This window comes from Photobacterium rosenbergii (genome assembly GCF_003026455.1).
Classification (GTDB): Bacteria; Pseudomonadota; Gammaproteobacteria; order Enterobacterales; family Vibrionaceae; genus Photobacterium; species Photobacterium rosenbergii.
Map to the genome: position 1 here is coordinate 537,560 of NZ_PYMB01000002.1, position 17,430 is coordinate 554,989.

At 45.8% G+C, this 17,430-nt stretch carries 20 protein-coding genes; 4 read left to right on the top strand and 16 right to left on the bottom strand.

Going from position 1 to position 17,430, the window contains the following annotated elements:
• Window positions 1–47: 47 nt before the first annotated feature.
• From C9J01_RS09440 to C9J01_RS09460, 5 genes are all read right to left on the bottom strand, one after another.
• Window positions 48–1,226, bottom strand: coding sequence for a M20 metallopeptidase family protein (locus C9J01_RS09440; RefSeq protein ID WP_107297872.1), 1,179 nt, complete (start codon window positions 1,224–1,226; stop codon window positions 48–50).
• A complete protein-coding gene (locus tag C9J01_RS09445; protein ID WP_107297873.1) occupies window positions 1,226–1,675 on the bottom strand; it encodes a hypothetical protein in 450 nt (149 codons plus the stop codon). The genes C9J01_RS09440 and C9J01_RS09445 overlap by 1 nt, the downstream gene beginning before the upstream one ends.
• Window positions 1,659–2,492, bottom strand: coding sequence for a DUF3100 domain-containing protein (locus C9J01_RS09450; protein WP_107297874.1), 834 nt, complete (start codon window positions 2,490–2,492; stop codon window positions 1,659–1,661). Before C9J01_RS09450 ends, C9J01_RS09445 begins: the two co-directional genes overlap by 17 nt.
• A gap of 556 nt (window positions 2,493–3,048) precedes the next feature.
• Window positions 3,049–3,765, bottom strand: coding sequence for an SGNH/GDSL hydrolase family protein (locus C9J01_RS09455; protein WP_107297875.1), 717 nt, complete (start codon window positions 3,763–3,765; stop codon window positions 3,049–3,051).
• Between the two features lie 149 nt (window positions 3,766–3,914).
• Window positions 3,915–4,847, bottom strand: coding sequence for a LysR family transcriptional regulator (locus C9J01_RS09460; protein WP_107297876.1), 933 nt, complete (start codon window positions 4,845–4,847; stop codon window positions 3,915–3,917).
• A 112-nt stretch (window positions 4,848–4,959) separates the two neighbouring features.
• Between C9J01_RS09460 and C9J01_RS09465 the strand changes: the two genes are divergently transcribed.
• The 3 genes from C9J01_RS09465 (at window position 4,960) to C9J01_RS09475 (ending at window position 6,557) form a co-directional block, all read left to right on the top strand.
• Window positions 4,960–5,205 carry a hypothetical protein gene (locus tag C9J01_RS09465; protein WP_107297877.1) on the top strand — a complete coding sequence of 82 codons (246 nt, stop codon included), beginning with the start codon at window positions 4,960–4,962 and terminating at the stop codon, window positions 5,203–5,205.
• A gap of 3 nt (window positions 5,206–5,208) precedes the next feature.
• Window positions 5,209–6,135, top strand: coding sequence for a sodium-dependent bicarbonate transport family permease (locus C9J01_RS09470; protein ID WP_107297878.1), 927 nt, complete (start codon window positions 5,209–5,211; stop codon window positions 6,133–6,135).
• 116 nt (window positions 6,136–6,251) lie between these two features.
• Window positions 6,252–6,557, top strand: coding sequence for a nuclear transport factor 2 family protein (locus C9J01_RS09475; protein ID WP_107297879.1), 306 nt, complete (start codon window positions 6,252–6,254; stop codon window positions 6,555–6,557).
• An 85-nt stretch (window positions 6,558–6,642) separates the two neighbouring features.
• On the opposite strand, the gene C9J01_RS09480 is transcribed toward C9J01_RS09475, so the two are convergent.
• From C9J01_RS09480 to C9J01_RS09505, 6 genes are all read right to left on the bottom strand, one after another.
• Window positions 6,643–7,530 carry a RecX family transcriptional regulator gene (locus C9J01_RS09480; protein ID WP_107297880.1) on the bottom strand — a complete coding sequence of 296 codons (888 nt, stop codon included), beginning with the start codon at window positions 7,528–7,530 and terminating at the stop codon, window positions 6,643–6,645.
• A gap of 161 nt (window positions 7,531–7,691) precedes the next feature.
• Window positions 7,692–8,960, bottom strand: a complete 1,269-nt coding sequence (locus tag C9J01_RS09485; RefSeq protein WP_107297881.1) for an NADH:flavin oxidoreductase/NADH oxidase family protein — start codon at window positions 8,958–8,960, stop codon at window positions 7,692–7,694.
• Between the two features lie 221 nt (window positions 8,961–9,181).
• The gene (locus C9J01_RS09490) at window positions 9,182–10,591 is read right to left on the bottom strand and encodes a uracil-xanthine permease family protein (RefSeq protein ID WP_107297882.1); all 1,410 of its coding nucleotides are present in this window, start codon (window positions 10,589–10,591) and stop codon (window positions 9,182–9,184) included.
• Window positions 10,592–10,633: 42 nt separating this feature from the next.
• Complete coding sequence (locus tag C9J01_RS09495) at window positions 10,634–11,866, bottom strand: urate hydroxylase PuuD (RefSeq protein ID WP_107297883.1); 1,233 nt, start codon at window positions 11,864–11,866, stop codon at window positions 10,634–10,636.
• Window positions 11,867–11,930: 64 nt separating this feature from the next.
• A complete protein-coding gene (uraH, locus tag C9J01_RS09500; protein WP_107297884.1) occupies window positions 11,931–12,254 on the bottom strand; it encodes a hydroxyisourate hydrolase in 324 nt (107 codons plus the stop codon).
• Window positions 12,251–12,736, bottom strand: a complete 486-nt coding sequence (locus C9J01_RS09505) for a 2-oxo-4-hydroxy-4-carboxy-5-ureidoimidazoline decarboxylase (protein WP_107297885.1) — start codon at window positions 12,734–12,736, stop codon at window positions 12,251–12,253. The genes uraH and C9J01_RS09505 overlap by 4 nt, the downstream gene beginning before the upstream one ends.
• Before the next feature lie 254 nt (window positions 12,737–12,990).
• Between C9J01_RS09505 and C9J01_RS09510 the strand changes: the two genes are divergently transcribed.
• Window positions 12,991–13,632, top strand: coding sequence for a TetR family transcriptional regulator C-terminal domain-containing protein (locus tag C9J01_RS09510; RefSeq protein WP_107297886.1), 642 nt, complete (start codon window positions 12,991–12,993; stop codon window positions 13,630–13,632).
• A gap of 81 nt (window positions 13,633–13,713) precedes the next feature.
• On the opposite strand, the gene C9J01_RS09515 is transcribed toward C9J01_RS09510, so the two are convergent.
• The 5 genes from C9J01_RS09515 to C9J01_RS09535 are packed head-to-tail and all read right to left on the bottom strand — an operon-like array spanning window position 13,714 to window position 17,178.
• Complete coding sequence (locus C9J01_RS09515; RefSeq protein ID WP_107297887.1) at window positions 13,714–14,301, bottom strand: HvfX family Cu-binding RiPP maturation protein; 588 nt, start codon at window positions 14,299–14,301, stop codon at window positions 13,714–13,716.
• Between the two features lie 47 nt (window positions 14,302–14,348).
• On the bottom strand, window positions 14,349–15,035 hold the full coding sequence (locus C9J01_RS09520) for an HvfC/BufC family peptide modification chaperone (RefSeq protein WP_158264518.1): 687 nt from the start codon (window positions 15,033–15,035) through the stop codon (window positions 14,349–14,351).
• Window positions 15,019–15,918 carry an MbnB/TglH/ChrH family RiPP precursor modification enzyme gene (locus C9J01_RS09525; RefSeq protein ID WP_107297889.1) on the bottom strand — a complete coding sequence of 300 codons (900 nt, stop codon included), beginning with the start codon at window positions 15,916–15,918 and terminating at the stop codon, window positions 15,019–15,021. Before C9J01_RS09525 ends, C9J01_RS09520 begins: the two co-directional genes overlap by 17 nt.
• The gene (locus C9J01_RS09530) at window positions 15,906–16,232 is read right to left on the bottom strand and encodes a hypothetical protein (RefSeq protein ID WP_107297890.1); all 327 of its coding nucleotides are present in this window, start codon (window positions 16,230–16,232) and stop codon (window positions 15,906–15,908) included. Before C9J01_RS09530 ends, C9J01_RS09525 begins: the two co-directional genes overlap by 13 nt.
• Window positions 16,222–17,178, bottom strand: coding sequence for an MBL fold metallo-hydrolase (locus C9J01_RS09535; protein WP_107297891.1), 957 nt, complete (start codon window positions 17,176–17,178; stop codon window positions 16,222–16,224). Before C9J01_RS09535 ends, C9J01_RS09530 begins: the two co-directional genes overlap by 11 nt.
• Window positions 17,179–17,430: the final 252 nt, after the last annotated feature.

Sequence of the window (17,430 nt, forward strand, 5' to 3'; positions counted from 1 at the left end):
GTACACATAGCACCAGACCTTTGAATCACACATTGAAATCGCAGTGGTTATCGTGTCGCGATATTAATGAAGATTTGTGCGCCTACCAGCGGGGCGTGCTCGTCAACATAGTACGGATTGGAGTGAAGGTAGTTACAGATCCCTTTCTCTTTGTTACCCGAACCCAAGAAGAAGAACGCACCACGCTTGTCTTCAGTCGCGTTAACCATGTAGCTGAAGTCCTCACTGCCGGTCATTGGCGAGCCATTGACGTTCATCATATCAGCAGGCACGGCATCTCCAGCAGCTTCAACTATGCGCTGGTAAGCTTCTGGATGGTTGATAATGGCAGGGTAACCGCAGTATGTCATGGTGGTGTTGAAACCACGGAGTTTGCTCTGGGCAACGATTGACTCAAAGCTGCCGCGCAGCACTTCATCGGTTTCACTGTCCATCGAGCGGATAGTCCCGCGCGCCTGTACATTAGCCGCTACAGCATTTGGCACCGTACCACCGTTGAACATGCCGCAGACGAATACCGCAGGCGAGAACGGGTTGGTCTGCTTGGCAACGATGTAGTCCATGTCTTCGATAATACGTGCACCTTCGCGGATAGCATCTAACCCTTTGTGGGGCGTTGAGCCATGGGCAGATTTGCCCTCGATGTCCAGAGTCCAGGCACTGCCGTAAGAAGACATAATGCCGTTGTTGATGCTGACGAAACCACATTCAAGCGCCGCGTCATTGTGAAGGGCATAGACTTCGTTCACGCCATTCATACAGCCAAATTCGACCATCTTGTTAGCGCCATCGACACGCATATCTTCTTCAGCCATCTGGAAGATGAAACGCACGTTGTGCTTTAGCTCATCCTGGTAAGCTGACAGATATTTTGCCGCAGTCAGCAGGGTTGCCATATGGACATCGTGGCCACAGTTGTGGGCACGACCTGCATGCTTTGAAGCATGTTCGTTGTCCGTAAGGTCATCCATCTCCAGTGCATCCATATCAGCACGGAAGGCAACCATTTTGAAAGATTCATCAACAATCAAATTAGCAATAAAGCCGGTGTAGCCTTCGTAAGTCGTGATTGAGTAGCCACACCCATTCATGATGTTCTGGCAGTAAGCCGAAGTCTTGTATTCTTCGCCCGACAGCTCAGGGATTTGATGCAATTCTTGGCGAGTCGTGATACTGAAAGTGGTTAGTTCCAGCAGTTTATTGTCGATATTAAAACGAGACAGCATTAGATAATCCCTTTCATTGAGAAGCCAATTTGTGCAATCAAAGATGCGCCTAGGAAACAGCTAGTTGAAACAACTAGGAACAATACAATCACTTTCCAAGATAGCTTTTTCAGCTCTTCCATCTTGCCACCTACTGACAGACCCGCAAAGGCCAACAGAGGAACAGTACAAGACAGGAACTGGACCTTGCCGATTGAATCGAGGAAGAAGGTTCTAATGGCCGTTTCAGGTAAACAAATCAAAATACCGATAATGGTTGCGTAAGCAAATGTCGGTAGCGGTGACTTGATGTAGTTTTTGGCCACCAGAGATAGGAATACCACAATCGACATCGCGATAAAGCTATCCCACATATTGAAGAAGTTGATACCTGTGGTCAGGGTTTGTGTGAACATGGCAAGTAACAGTGCCAAGAACACAAACTTCATATCATTAAGCACCGACTGCATCTTGCACCTCTTTCTTCTGGCAAATTTTGTAAACGAATTCGGCAAGTGGAATACCGATAAATGTTAGGGATAGTGCACCTAGTACAGATGAAAGCAGGTTAGATGCTGCAGCAATACTCAGGGCTTGCTGGGCCATTTCAGGGTTAAGGTTACTGACCAGTGCCCCCGACGCTGCACTTAGCATCGAGCCACTGCCAACACCTGTGCCGGCAGCAAGTGCGAGCGGGTGAATACCTGTTAGCGGGCCAACACTACCCAGTACACTGAACCACAGGGTACCGATCACCGAACCACATAGGTAAATCGCAAGAACGCCAATGTACTCTTTGGTACCCGTACCGTATTTGCCTTGAATTACAGCAATAGAAGGCTCACGGCTAATTGATGAACATGCACCGATAGACTCACGACCCATACCGAATTTCACCGCTAAAGGAATGGCTATCAGAATTGGCAACAGGTTGCCAAGCTCTTGGAAGATAAGCGGGATACCGGCATCCAAAATGATGTCGATGTTTGGAATGATCATACCTGCGTACTGGGTGCCCAGAACAAGCAGGCAGAAGCCCACCATTTTTGATGAGAAAGATTCTTCTTCTTCGGTGAAGATCTTACCCCATGCGCTAATTTTATTACGTACTGGATTTAAAGAAATGATCATCCCGATCGTTACGGCAAACAGCATTGGCAAGATGGCAATGTTTATTTCCCCGAACGAAATATTTTTTGTTCCAATAACAACTTGCGCAATGAATATAACAGCCATTGCGATAACAGTTGATATTGCAACTATTTTTATAGGCGAGCGATTACTCATAGGTTTCTACCTGGTTAGTTATTTTTCGGGATGAGATATTAAAGAAGGCTAAAATATAAAATGTGAAGCAAATCGACTTTGTTGAGAATCAAAAGTTATTAGATATTTTGTTTTTTGGCACTTAAACCAACTGGCAACAAAGCCTATGGAATTGCTAAACATATGATGTTAAATGACTTGTTACTTAACTTAAAAACAACATAAAATTTGTGGTTTTTGGTATGCGAGACAACTGTGCAATGCGGTGTTAACGCTTTGGTATGGTTATTCTTTACTTTTTTTAAACGTGCAAGGCTTTGCTCTCAAGTAATGTTATAAATGTTATTTGAATTTTTTAGCCGAAAGAGTGGTGAATGATATGCGATTGCATGAAGGGGAGAGTGTTAATGGTAATATGTTGCTAATATTAAGGTGATACTGATTAATTAAATAACAATTAAAGTTTGAGGCGGACCAAGGCCGATGTTTGGTTTTTGATAGTTTCCAGGCTTATAGACACGAAGAAATAATAGAACCTACTAAAAACAATGATATTAATAACTAGCTGCAATAGTTTTTATCGGTGCGAGGACCACCTCGCCTCAATGAGTTTCGCCACCGCTTGTCCCCATTGTTGGTAAATCCGTGGACCGGGGTGGAAGCCATCAACGGCCATGTGGCCGACATCCAGTGGACCGCCAATATTGACCAGTTCGCAATCTGGCTGGGTGTCTACCCATTTTGTTAATTTCCGATTGAAGGCCTTGGCCTTACTGCCTAAATACCAACGCAAAGGATGGGGCAGGGAAGGGAAAACCTCCATGGGTGGAATTTCATTAAGAATGATGTGTTGGCAAGAGAAATGGCTTCGCAGTGTGTTGGTCAGTGTCTGCTGGTGTTTGAGCCACTTAGCCGCACTGGTTGGTTTGGTCACGTCATTTACCCCAGCTGAAATGACCACGACATCATACATTTGCTTGGGGTGTAACAACGCTGACTGGAGCACTTGTTTGGTGGTAAATCCTGTTTTGGCGATAAGCTGCCATTCGACATGGAACTGTTTTTCCAGAGCGGAGATAAGCTGGCCTGACAAGGCTTGAGATTGACATTCTGCCCCCACACCGGCGGCAGCTGAGTCGCCGAGCAATAGCACTCTGAGCGGCTTTTTACCTTGTCCACTTTGGCCTTGACGTGGCCCTTGGGCTTCATTGAGGCATGGAATAGACTTGCGGACATACTTGCCTTGTACCCAAAAAATGGGGCCCATCAGAACCAGGATAAGTTGATGCAGCATAGGGAACTCTCTGTTGCTTCTTCCTACCATTTTAGGGTTAAGCCTAGCCCGAATTGACCTAGGCTGCAGGCTCAGAATTAAGAGAGTCGTTTTCCATCTGCGTTGTGTATTTGGTGATGGAGAAAGTGCTTGCTAAGGCCCGTGTTTGATTAAAACTGCACTGCTTTTTTCATTACCTCCCGGCCCTCGGTTTCCACATAGCTCAGAAACACTTGGGCGATAGGGGATAAGCTTTCGGCTTTTTTCCATGAAAACGACCACTTAGATTGAATGGGCAACCCCTCGACATTGATGGTTTTCACGCCATATATCTCGCCAAAGGCAAGCGTATGGGCTGAGAGGATTGAAACGCCAAGCCGGGACAGTACCGAATGAATGATGGCTTCATTACTGGCGATAGTCATTTTGATGTTGGGCTTATGCTGCTGCTCATTGAAAAAGCCCTCGATGGCATAACGGGTACCCGAGCCCTGTTCCCTGATAAGGAAATCCTGTTGGCAGAACTCTTCCATTGTCACAGAAGGCTTACCTGCCAATGGGTGGTTGGCTTCGGCAATAGCGACCAGATCATTGGACATAAACTCAATCACATCGAGGTCAAGCCCTTCGGGCAAGTGACTAAATACATAGAAGTCATCCAACCCTTGTTCCAGACGGTCGATGATCTGTTGCCGGTTGGCGATGGTAAATTGGATATCAATGCCGGGGTAGTGTTCGCAAAAAGGCCCGAGCAAATGTGGGATAAAATATTTTGCTGTTGTGACACAAGCTAGCCTTAGCGTTCCCGATTTCAGCCCCCTCAGGCTGGAAAGTTGCATATCCAATTCTTCACAGTTTTGCAGAATTTTCTTTGCCGTTGTGACTGTAGCCAGCCCAGCATCGGTGAACTTGAGCTTTCTGCCGACTTGCTGGTACAGCGGTAATCCGATGGCCTCTGCGAGCTTTTTCAGCTGCATAGAAACAGTTGGCTGGGTCAGGAACAGGGCTTCAGAGGCTGATTTAATGCTTCCTTCCTCGTAGACAGCCAATAAAATCTCCAACTGGCGGAAGGTGCCAATATGGGCGTGGAGCCGAGAAGACATGAGGTTCTCCAAAATATAAATTAGATTTTTATCTAATCATAATATAGTTATTATCTATTTTTATCTATTTTAAGCTGGCGTTAAGATTTCCTCAATTTCGATGGAGGTCAAGATGAAGATAAGAAATGTCGCTTTGCCAATGCTAACCAGTGCGATGCTGGTTTTGTTTTATAGCTTGAGTGCAGCACTGGGCCAGGGATTGTTGGGTTTTGCTATTTTGGCTGCGGGCTTGGCTGGCTTTACCGTGTTTTCTGCCGTTAAAACCGAACAAACTAAAGGCGCAAAATCAGCCGGTGCTGTGGCTGGTCAAGTGTTACGGGGCCAGTCTTTGGCTGTTCAAGGTTCAGGGAAGCAGTAGAACATGGATGCCGTTGTCGCTTTTTTTGTCCTTGGGGTAGTGTGCCAACTGCTTGGTGCTAAGGTTTCTTTTCCAGAAGGGCTATATAAAACCTTGAGTATGTTTCTAATGGTGGCGATAGGCCTTAAAGGGGGCATCGCGCTACAGGAACATATCGACCCAAGCTTGTTTACTATGTCTATTGCGGTTATTGCCTTTGGCTTGTTATTGCCGCTGATAGCCTATCCATTACTGCGTTATTTTGGTCAGTTGGACCGAATCAATGCCGGTGCGGTTGCTGCCCATTACGGCTCGGTCAGTGTCGCGACCTATGCTGTTGCTGTGGCCTTACTCGAGGCTAACAACATAAACTATGAAGCTTATTTCCCGCTGTTTGTAGTCTTACTAGAAATGCCAGCAATTTTGGTTGGTTTGATACTGGCCAAGGGAAGCTTGAAGCTCATCAATGCCGAATTTATCAAAAAAGAACTGGTGGCCAACCAAAGTATCCTATTGATGGTCGGCAGCTTGTTGATTGGCTATTTCGGCGGGCACAGCGTGCAGAAACTGTCACCGTTTTTCATTGAACTATTCTCGGGCGTATTGGCGTTGTTCCTGCTGAAAATGGGCCTTGTGGCAGGTGAGCAACTATCGGCACTCAAAAAGAACAGCCTGTTCTTGGTGAGCTTTGCCATTCTGATGCCGATGATAGGCGGCATCGCAGGGACGGGCCTTGGGTATATGCTTGGCTTTAGTGGTGGCGGGATTGCATTAATGGCTATTCTGGGGGCGAGTGCTTCTTATATCGCAGTACCTGCAGCAATGAAAGAAAGCCTGCCGGAAGCCAATGCGGGAATGTCGATAACGGCTGCTTTGGGTATTACTTTCCCATTCAATGTTTTGCTGGGGGTACCGTTCTTCATAGCTCTTGGGCAATATCTACAGGCTTAGAGCAATATTGATAATCTGCTATTTATACTCACCCTTTGGGGTTAAGGTTGAAGCGGGGCTAAGTACTATACTGCTAGTTAACTTTAGCTCTTCCTAGACCGAGAGAGGATAGGATCATGTCAGCACAAGACAAGTTGGGTGGTTACGCGAGTGGTTTCACCCATTTAGATGCCGATGAGATTGCAGATAACGTGACCTCTGATTACATGCTGTTGGATCAAAATGGCATTGTCCACAGCAAAGAGGGCCTTCAAGCCTACATCACTGGGCTGAGAGAACATGGCGATAAGATGGATATCACAGAGGTCATGGTAGATGGTGGTAAGGCCTGGTGTAAGTGGCAGGTTGGCGAAGTTGTGGGAGCAGGCTTAATCAGCTTTGGTGATGAGGGTGTTACGCAAGAGCAACTGTTTTTCCTCTAGCGAAGAACATCAATAAATGAACATCAGGGAGCAAACGAACGTTTGCTCCCTTTTTTTTGCAATTTGAAAGTTACTATAACCCAGCTTATTCCAAGTGATGTTCAAGGGCGTAGTTGGCATCCGCAAAGCTAAATCCTTTACGGACCAAGAAAGCGGTGGCCTTTTTCTTCTCGGCAAAATCGACGATAGGGGATTTATACTTTTTATTGAGATGTTCCAGCGCCTTTTGCTGGTCTTCATTCTCTTGCTGTTCACTATCATCGCTAGCTAGCGTCTGTTCAATGGCTTCCTGGCTGATCCCCTCGCTGCGTAGTTTTTGGATCAGCCCTGTTCGGCCCATTTTCTTGCTGTGTTTGTTGACTAACCTTTCTGCCAACTTCAATTCGTGCTCCAAATCCAATGATTGCGCCATGATGGCTTGAATTTTAGCAGGGCTAACCCCTTCTTGTTGCAGGCGTAAGCTGATATCCCTAGCACTCTTTTTACCTGCGTATTTACTTATGGTTCGGGTTATTAATACTTCTAATTCTGAATCTTCGATAGTCTGTAGCGCATTATCGATATCGTCTTGGCCTACACCTTGGAGCCTAAGCTTTTGTGTCAGTTTAGTTGGTCCATAAGAGCGGCAGCGCGAGTTGACGTAGGTTTCAGCATAGCGTTGGTCATTGAGATAACCGAGTTCGAGCAAGCGGCCGATAACCTGGTTAATCCATTCGGTGTTGGTTGTTTTCTTAGTCAGCTTTTCCTTTAGCTTCATGACGGAATAGCCGCGTTGGTTCAACCACCAGATGGCATACTCGTAGACGTCCTCGACCTTTTGAGCTGGCTTAGGGCCGGTCTTCTTTTGACTATATGTATCGCCGTTTACCTGTTTTTTATTGCCAGATTGATGCTTATTATTGCCAGACTGCTTTTTATAGGCTGGGCGATTGCTAGGTCGGGTATCGTTATTATCAGGCTGATCAGGAGTCATGTTATCCAGTTTTTGCTGTGTTTATTACTGCCAAGGTATTGAGAGGGGTTATAACAAACAGTCAGTTGGGAATGCAAGGCATTACAATGGGGTATAAATGAAGAAAACTAGAATCACGGCACGCAATCATCGTCGTGCCGCAACTTTGGTTGACGGTCAGGTTAAGCCCGACGTTTTCTGAAGGCGTAAATTCCTGCGCTGGCAAGGGTTTTAAATACCACTCCCCAAGCATTTAACCTAGGTTTGGGGTCAAGCCCTTTAGCCATGCGCCACATCTGCTGCTCATACCAGGTGATGCTTAGCATGCCCAAACGATCCATCGCTTTGTTTCCTGTTGTGGGGTTGGCTAACGGCATGCTGTAGTTGGCATTGGCCAGCAACTTATTTGGAAACTCAGCATCAATAGCCGTGGTACGAGCCAGACCAATAAAGTCAGTAGCGCCGCTCTCCAGTGCCTCATTCATCGCCGGCGCACTGCGAAAACCACCGGTTACAACCAGTGGCACATCCACTAACTTCCGGACCTTCTCCATATAATCAAGGAAATAGGCCTCACGTTGTATGGTGCTTTGTTTTGCTGTTTTGCCACTCATCATCGAAGGGCTCTCATAGGTGCCGCCGGAGATTTCGATTAAATCTATCCCAACTTCAGCCAAGGAACGAACAACTTGCATGGAGTCTTCTTCGGTAAAGCCGCCTTTCATGAAATCAGCGCTGTTGAGTTTTATGCCAATCGGGAAGTGCGCGCCAACTTGCTCCCGGATCGCGTGGTAAACCGAAAGGACAAAACGCATACGGTTCTCGAGGCTGCCGCCCCACTGGTCATCCCGTTGGTTGTGCCTTGGAGATAGGAATTGGCTAACCAAATAACCGTGGGCACCATGAATTTGCACACCAGTAAAACCGGCGTCTTTGGCCAGTTTCGCGCTGGTGGCAAATTTTCCGATAATCGAGAGAATTTCTGGTTCGGTAAGGGCTCTTGGGGTGTTGAAGCCTTTTTCTAACCCTCTCGATAAAGATATTGCCGAAGGGGCGACGGGTTCTTTGCAAAGGAAGTTCGGTATTTGCTTACCAGGGTGATTGAGTTGAGGCCAAATGTGGGAACCACTGTGTTTTCCGGCTTCTGCCCACTTTCTAAAAATAGTGAGATCGCTCTTTTCGTCAAGAACGACATTTTTCGGCTCACCGAGTGCATTTCGGTCAATCATGATGTTGCCAGTCATTGCCAAACCAATCCCTCCTTCGGCCCAACGGCGGTAAAGGGTGACCAGACCCTGTTTAGGGTTATGGTTGGCATCACCGAGTTGTTCACTCATTGCTGACTTGAACAAGCGGTTCTTTATTGTTGTGGCTTTACCTAGCGGAAATGGGCTATTGAGAGATGGCGTGTTAGTTGCTTCCGTGCTTTGTTGTAATTCTGCTTGCGCCATAGTGATTTCCTTATCGGATATGTTTGGGAGCGATAAAATAAGTACGATCGTGCTTTTTATATCATCCTATAGAACGGATAGATACTGTTCAGATCGCATCAATAGCTTTTTTGCTGTGGTGTGAGAGAGTTTTTACGGTTGAATTTTTGCAGGGAACAGGTGGTATTTGGGAAGTGGCAAGCGGGGGAGTGCCCCCCGCTGGTATCGTTGATGGCAAGAAATTATGCCTTTTTCTGCGCGAGAGAGTGGTCGATTCCGCTACTTTGTTGATCTTTGATATCGGTACTTTCGTGTTTGGGCATTGCCAAAGTCATGAATATGGCAACGAGGCCGCTGGTGGTGACCGGGGAAATAAAGATGCTTTGTATGATTTTCGGCATATCGGAAACCACCTCTGGAACCATCATCACGCCTAGGCCCATACCGAATGAGACTGCCATGATCATTAGATTTCGACGATCCAAATCTTCACGGGCAATGATTTTGATCCCAGCCGCAGTCACGGTTCCAAACATGACTAATGTAGCCCCGCCAATCACAGGTTTGGGTATTGTCATCAAGATGGAACCGACAATGGGAAACAAGCCCAGTACAACGAGAATAAGGGCAATGTAGTAACCCACGAAGCGGCTAGCAATACCCGTGAGTTGAATCACGCTGTTGTTTTGGCTGAAGGTTGTATTGGGGAAAGTATTGAAAATTGCTGCCAACATTGAGTTGACACCATCTCCTAAAATCCCGGCTTTCAGGCGCTTTAAATATCCGTGCCCTTCGACAGGTTGCTTGGTAACCAAGCAGTTAGCGGTAATATCTCCAGCAGATTCAATTGCTGTGATGGTGTAGATGATGGCAATCGGGAGGAATATGGCCCAGTCAAAGTCGAAGCCGAACTTGAAAGGGACAGGTACACTGAATAACGGTTGATTAAAGGCTTGGCCAAGATTCACCATCCCCATGTTATAGGCCAATAGGTATCCGGTAGTAATACCGATTAAGATTGCCGACAACCTGATAATGAGGTGTGAAGATCGGTTGAGTAAAATAACCATGCTTAGCACGACACCGCCTACCAATAGGTTTTGCCAACTGCCTAAATTAGACGCGTTGACCCCTCCTGCTAGATCTGTCATCCCTACTTTGATTAACGATACGCCAATGGTGGTAACAACAATACCGGTAACCATCGGAGTGATAATGCGTTTTAACTTAGTAAGGCATTGTGAGATTAATATTTCAATAAATGCGCCGACAAAACACACCCCAAATATCATTGCCAATATTTGCTCTGGGGTGGATCCATTTGCTTTCATCAAAAGGCCACCGGCTAAGATGGAGCCAAGAAAAGCAAAACTGGTACCTTGAACACATATCATCCCCGCACCGACAGGGCCTATTCTGCGGGCCTGAATGAAAGTACCCACACCAGAGACGATTAACGCCATGCTGATCAGGTAGGGGATATGTTCGCCAAGCCCCAATACGCCACCAATAATCAGTGTGGGAGTGATAATACCTACAAAACTGGCCAGTACGTGCTGGAATCCGGCATACAGAGCTTCTCCTGTCGCGGGTTTATCGTCGAGCTGATAGACAAGATCAGTATCGTTTTCACTTTTTTGATCCTTTTTCATAATGACTTCCTTTTCTGCTGTATTTATAAAACGGTTATCGGCTTAGCTTCCGGCATTTGAGCGCAGAACGTTATTGAGCTTTTTACGTTCTTCGTCGGTCATTGTGGTTTTATTGAGGAATGGCATATCGCCGGTATCAACAGTTCTGACAAGGATCCGCTCTTTCCAACGTTCAACATCCTGCCAATTGTCGAAAACCGCACCAAGCGGGGCGACCTTGAAAACATCATCAGTCGGGTTGGAGCTATGGCAGCTGCTACAGCGCTGTTCGATGATGTCCATTACCGTGTGCTGGCCGGGTGAAAGCGGGGCCGCTTCAGAATTAACCATGGCTGGTTGGATAGCGCTGTTGTTATCTGGGAGAGTCGCTGCTGGTAGGCTGATGACAACCGCAAGCGAGAGCATAGCGACTGAGCCTGCACCCAATACCCAAGGTTGGTGCTTGCCACTGTGTTTTAGATTGAAGTAATGGCGAATATAGGCACTGATCAGCAAAATAGCCATACCGACTGCCCAATTGAACGGGTGCTGATATATCATCGGATAGTGGTTGCTGATCATCAGAAACACTACGGGTAAAGTGAAGTAGTTATTATGGACGGACCGTCTTTTTCCCTCTAGGCCCGGCTTGGGATCGACAGGCTTACCGGCGGTAACTTGCCGGACCATCTTACGTTGTCCGGGAATAATTTTGAGAAAAACATTGTTCGCCATAATTGAGCCGATAAGGGCGCCCATATGGATAAATGCACCACGACCGCTGAAAATCTGGCTGAACCCGTAGAAAAATAGCGCACCCATTAGCAGCATTACGGGAATAAACACGCTCTGCTTCCGGCTTATCGGTGAACGTAAAATTAGCTCATAGGCTATGACACCCAGAACAATTCCTCCTACACCCATTGCAATCGCTTCGTGAATACTGAGTGCCATAACCCTTGGATCGATTAGGTAGGCTTGGGCGTTAAAATAGTACATCCAAAACAGCAACAGCGTACCAGTGATCCAAGTGGTGTATGCTTCCCACTTGAACCAGTGTAATTGTTCGGGCATTGCTGGTGGTGCAGCTTGGTACTTGGCAACTTCGTAAAAGCCTCCCCCGTGGACGGCCCATAGATCGCCCTTGATACCTTGTTTCTTTTTATGTTCTGGAGGCGTTTTCAAACTGTTATCGAGCCAAGTGAAATAAAAGCTCGCCCCGATCCAGGCAAACGCACAAATGACATGAAACCATTTGATGAATAGTGATATCCATTCATAGAGTTGTGGCCACATAGATTCCTTTCCTTTTATTATTTTTTGTTGACTTTACTTGTTCGTTTTTTTGTTCTTCTGAGTGTTAGCTTCCCCTATATGTGCTGTATGAATAGGGTGATAACAAAAGGGGGATGTGATAGTGCCTGTCATCGGTAACGCAAAAGGTCACCCTGACTTCAGGAAAAAAAGCCTCACCGAACTGTTGCTTGCAATACTTATCGGTATCGAAAACTAAAGTGTATTGCCCCTGATAGAGTTCTATTTCTTCAAAGCGAACGCGACCATCACTGTCTGTGAGTTGTTGATCCAGCGGGGTAGGTGTCGTGGCGTGATACAACGAGATGGCAATACCGGCAGCAGGTGTGCCCTTGCTGGTATCAAGGATATGGCAACTTAGCGTTCTCATTGGAATGCCTCCATGCGGTGTTTGCTGATTTTAATTTGCTCTTCAGATGCGGTTTTAAGTTCTTGATCAAAGCTCCTATCGATCCGTGCTTTAATGAGCCTGAGCATTTCGGCGGCAGTTTTATCCGAGGCGAATACGATAAAAATAAATCCGAATTTATCGAAATAGGCTTGGTTAAATTGATGGAGGGAGAGCAGCACCTCAGGGTCGGCTGCGCTGACTTGTTGCTGCTCTTGTTGGCTGAGGCTCTTTCCTTGGGCGTATTTTTTGTTCAGTGAATCCAAATCACCGATCATAGGGTGGCCTTCGAATGCTTCCAACCAGTCGGCAGCAACCATGGCTTCAAAAGCATGGTCACTGGCTTTTATGAAGTCGGCATAGTGCTTATATGGCCCCATCCTTTGCATCTTGGCGCACCAGAACTGACTGGTACAAATACCTGCAAGCTGCTGGTTATCTAGGGCTAAGGGGTATGCTGTCATTGTCTTCCTCATTGGTAATACAAAAGAGATCTATTGCTTTAATTGTTTCAATGCAAAAAGTTGACCAACTGTTCAGGTTTAGTGGTGGCGGGGCTTCGGACTGAATTTCATGGATTTTTTGCGGGAGCATTCGAGCAATCATGGTGCAGTTGCACGCTTTTTGTGCGTCAGGTTGAATAACGTTGGTGGCTTGACATATCAGCTATTGAAGGGGTCTACTGGGTAGTAACAAGGACTTAGGGGATGGTTGTTGAATGGATACAAAGAGTGTTGCAGTTGAGGAAAGCGGTGGGGAAATTAGGCGCCGAAACCAAGCATTAATTCTGCAGGCATCAGCTGAAGAGTTTGCCAAGTATGGCTTTAAAGGTACCTCTCTGCAGTCCATAGCCGACAAAGTCAGCTTGCCAAAAGCCAATATCCTTTATTACTTCAAATCGAAAACGGGGTTATATAAAGCGCTACTGCAAGACATTGTGACAATGTGGAACGACGGTTTTGCAGAAGAAGCTGCCAGCCAGCCACCGAATGACGTTTTGGCCGCTTATATCAACAAGAAAATGCGTTATAGCCGAGAGCATCCCCAGGCGTCGAAAATTTTTGCGATGGAGATAATCCAAGGGGCCCCGGTTATCGGAGAAGATATTCACTTGCCGATGATTGAGTGGTCACAGAAAAAAATCACAGTAATTCAAGCATGGGTTGAGCAAGGATTGATAAGGCCGGTTCAGCCAATGTACTTGCTCTATCTCATTTGGGGGGCGACACAATTCTATGCAGACTTTGATACCGAAATAGGTTTGCTGCAAGGGAAGTCATTAACAGAGCAAGAATTTGATGAAGCTCGTCAGTTTATTGTAGATATGGTATTACGTGGTATTGCCGTCGAGAAAAGTTAATTGATAAGACAGCAGTAAAATAAACAAAAGCCGTTGCTTGGCAACGGCTTCCTTTTTTATGCTGACTGAATTTCTTTAATTTTATTTTTTGTTGATAGCTTTGCGTAGCCAGTAGTCTGCGCTCACGTAGCGGCCACCACCGAAGAAGAACAGTACCAAGAGCATAACAAAATACGTAATGGAGAATTCCATGCCGTTATTTAGGATCACCGGGTCGCCAAGTTCAGTAATGTAGTTGTATCGGCCAGGGAAGTTTTCTGCCAACCACACAATGAAGTTGTTGAAGCGTACCGCAGATTCCATATCGTTCGACGCAATCGCCAACCAACCGTGACTCATGTGAACCATGGCACTGGCTACTGTCATTACCACCATCATAGGAATGGAGATCAAGCGGGTGAATAGACCCAGAGCGATACAAATTAGGCCGGTCACTTCGGTAGCGGTCGCAAGGAAAGCCAGTAACTCAGGAAACGGTAAGTTCAAACCGCCAGCTGATTTTGGTGAGGCGAAGAACTCGACTGTACCGCTAAACCCCATGACTTTCGAGTGGGCACCTTCATAAATCACTGGCAATAGAAACAGGCGGCAGCCTAGTAGAGCTATAAAATCGAAGCGTTTGCATTTTTCGAAAATGCCGTCAAAAAATGACGTGATTGATTGGATCATCATTAATCTCCTGATGATTAATTTGATATTAATATGGCTATCAATGGCTAGTGTTGACTTAAGATCACCAAGCCAGTTTGGTAATAGTGCTTTATCCACTCATGGATGTAGTTTTCCGATAGTTGAGGTATTACTTGAGCGAGTAATTCATCTACGGAAATAGAGTATTGATTACTGACTATTTCCAATATGTATCGGTCGTTATAACCCAGTGGTTGAGAAAGCACCTGGTGTTTCATATTTCGGTATATCGCATAGGCTTGAAGTTCCTGATTAACTTTATGGAAAGCGATTTCATTATCGTTAATTGAAAATGGAACCTGGATAAAGGTGACCGTCGGATTTAACTCAACCCTATACTCAGTTAGCAATGCCTTTTCTGAAAAAATATCGCTATGGGCTTTCACCCCTTCGGTATTTATTTCAGTGTTGAATATCACCCATTCATATTCCAGCAACGTTTTAAGCTCTGGTTTAACAGCATGGTGTCCAGACTGTATAAAGCGAACAAACTCTGTGGCGATATGATGAAATTCAGGCTCTATTGCTTGGCTATGTTCAACAAACGCCGTAACCAAATTATTTAACTCATTTTCCTGAAGTTGTTGGCTGAACATCGGAAAAGTTTGGTTAACGACGCTATGAACATTGCCCCAAATAAAGTCATGGTATTGCCCAATGCTTGTTTCCCTGTGTTCATTATGCTGACGGACTCCGTCAGCAAATGCCTGCATCAGAGAGAGCATGTTGCTTGGTGGACAGTGCATATGCTTCGATCTCATTCTGTTCATGATTGCCATTCATCGCGTACTGATGTATTTGGCAAAGTTCCTGGGTCAATTCTTCGAGCGATGGCACAAAGTGATCCCGTTCAAGTAACAAAGGTCTTGGACCATGAAAATCGAAGACATGCCTAGCCAGTTCGATCACTTCAGCGGTTACCGCTTTGCCATGGGTATCAAGTAGCGAGTTATCTTGTTGTTTCAAATGCCCCGCGATATGGAAATACCGAATAGCTTTTGAGGGTAAACCTTTAATCATCTCTAACGCGTTATAACCGTGGTTGGTTGCATTAACAAAGACGTTATTTATATCTAGCAATATTTCACATTGGGTCTTCTCAATAAGCTGTGAGAAAAACTCGGCTTCTTCGATATCTCCTGGATAGCTGTAATAATAGGAGATGTTTTCCAACACCAGTGGCCGCTGCAAAATATCTTGTACCGCATTGATCCTACCTGATAAATAGTTCAGGTTTTCCCTGTGTCTTGGTATTGGCAATAGGTCATACAGGTAACCTTTGCTGTCACGAGAGAAGCTTAGGTGTTCGCTGTAGATTTCAATATTGAATTTATCCAAAAAGGTGCCAACTTGTTTAACAAATTCCTTATTAAGCGGTTGGGCGTCACCAATAGATAAACTCAAACCGTGCGCAACGAGAGGATATTTTTCTGCAATTATCTCAAGTGCGTCTTGCTTAACTCCGCCAATACTCATCCAGTTCTCAGGTGCCAATTCTAGAAAGTCAATGTCAATATTGGCTGGTTGCTGGCAGAGAATATCCATATGTTCGTTACGAAGACCTATCCCTTTGCTAAAAGGTGTTATTGTCCGCATAACCCACCTGCGCATTTTCCTGGCTGGGCGACAGTGGCTTTATCTGGTGTTAGGCCTTGGCCTGAAATGCCACATTTACCATCGCGAGCCCTGACCAATTTATCTTGTGGGTTTGAATTTAACTCAACCTTGGCAAAGATTTTCTCGGTACCACATTTACCACTGGCACATTTACCGCCGTTGTTGCTGCTAGGGGCTGATACAACGGGCTTTTGCGCGGCTGGTGCGCTGTCCTGGGACTCTGCCTGTACAGCGCCTGCGTTCATTGCCAGTACGGATGTCATTGCGATAGAAAGTACGATCTTATTGTTCATTGTTTAGCTCCATAATTGCGCTCATTGGGTAACTAGATAGGTCGCGGCCTGCGTAAACTGGACCTTTATAGTATTTTTTCACGACTTCGATATCTTCATCTTTCAGTGCCAGGCCTTTACCCATCCAGTGGTTGAGAACCAGTGCTTTAGGGTTGATGGTCTGGGCCATTTTGCCGATTACTGAAGGGGAGCCATGCATGTAGTTGGAGATATCGTCAGCGTCCTCATAAATTGCCATTGGCATGACTAGCAGGTCGGCGCCTTTGGCGAAATCAATAAAGCTTTCATCTGAGCCATTGTTGTCGGCAGAGATGACCATGGTTCCTTCTTCAGACTCAATGCGGAAAGCGAGGGTAGGTGCATCACCATGTGGGATCCCTTTGGCGTAAATGGTTAGGCCATCCTCCTCGTAAACTTTTGTCCCGGTTTTCTTATGGAAGTCGACATCTTGGATAGATACAGGGAAAAGGCCGTCGCTGCCGTCATAAATTCCGTTAAGATAAGCGTATGCGCCAGAGTCACGGTTGAATTGTGCATCCATATATTCAGTCAGGCTTGGGAAAGCACCTTCCCCTGTAGGGCCCGCAATCGCCAGAGTAGAAGAGCGGTCGAAGAAGTAGCCGCCTTTTAGTAGTGCTGGTAAGTCAGTCACGTGGTCTGTATGGAAGTGGGTAACACCCAAGAAGTCGAGCTCTTCCATGCGTGAACCTGATTGGCCGAAGCGTAGGTAAACGCCGGCACCGGCATCGATAAGGATTTTGGATTTACCTTTCCACCAAATGACTTCACCAGAAGAAGCCCGGACATCATCGGTAATAGGGCCGCCTGAGCCTAGCAACTGTAGAGTGTAATCAGTGTCAGCTGGCTTTAGGGGAATTGCGTAAGACATACTTGAAGCAAGTGTTAAACCTGTAGCAACAAGTAGTGTTTTTAATGTGAATTTCATAGCGCTTACCTTTGTCGTTCAAGATTAACTTTGACTTAATTACTGCGAAAAATATCGTTTTATTGATGTCGGTCAAAGCGTGTGGCTAAGATAAGAGATAAGTGGGGTTGTGTATATTTGATTGTGTTTAATTGATGGTTAACATCTGCTTAATCTGTTTCACATTCATTGAGCTAGCTAATACCGATATGATTTTCTGTTGTCTGAAAAAATAAAAAACTCGCCAAAAGGCGAGTTTTTTATTTTGAGTGA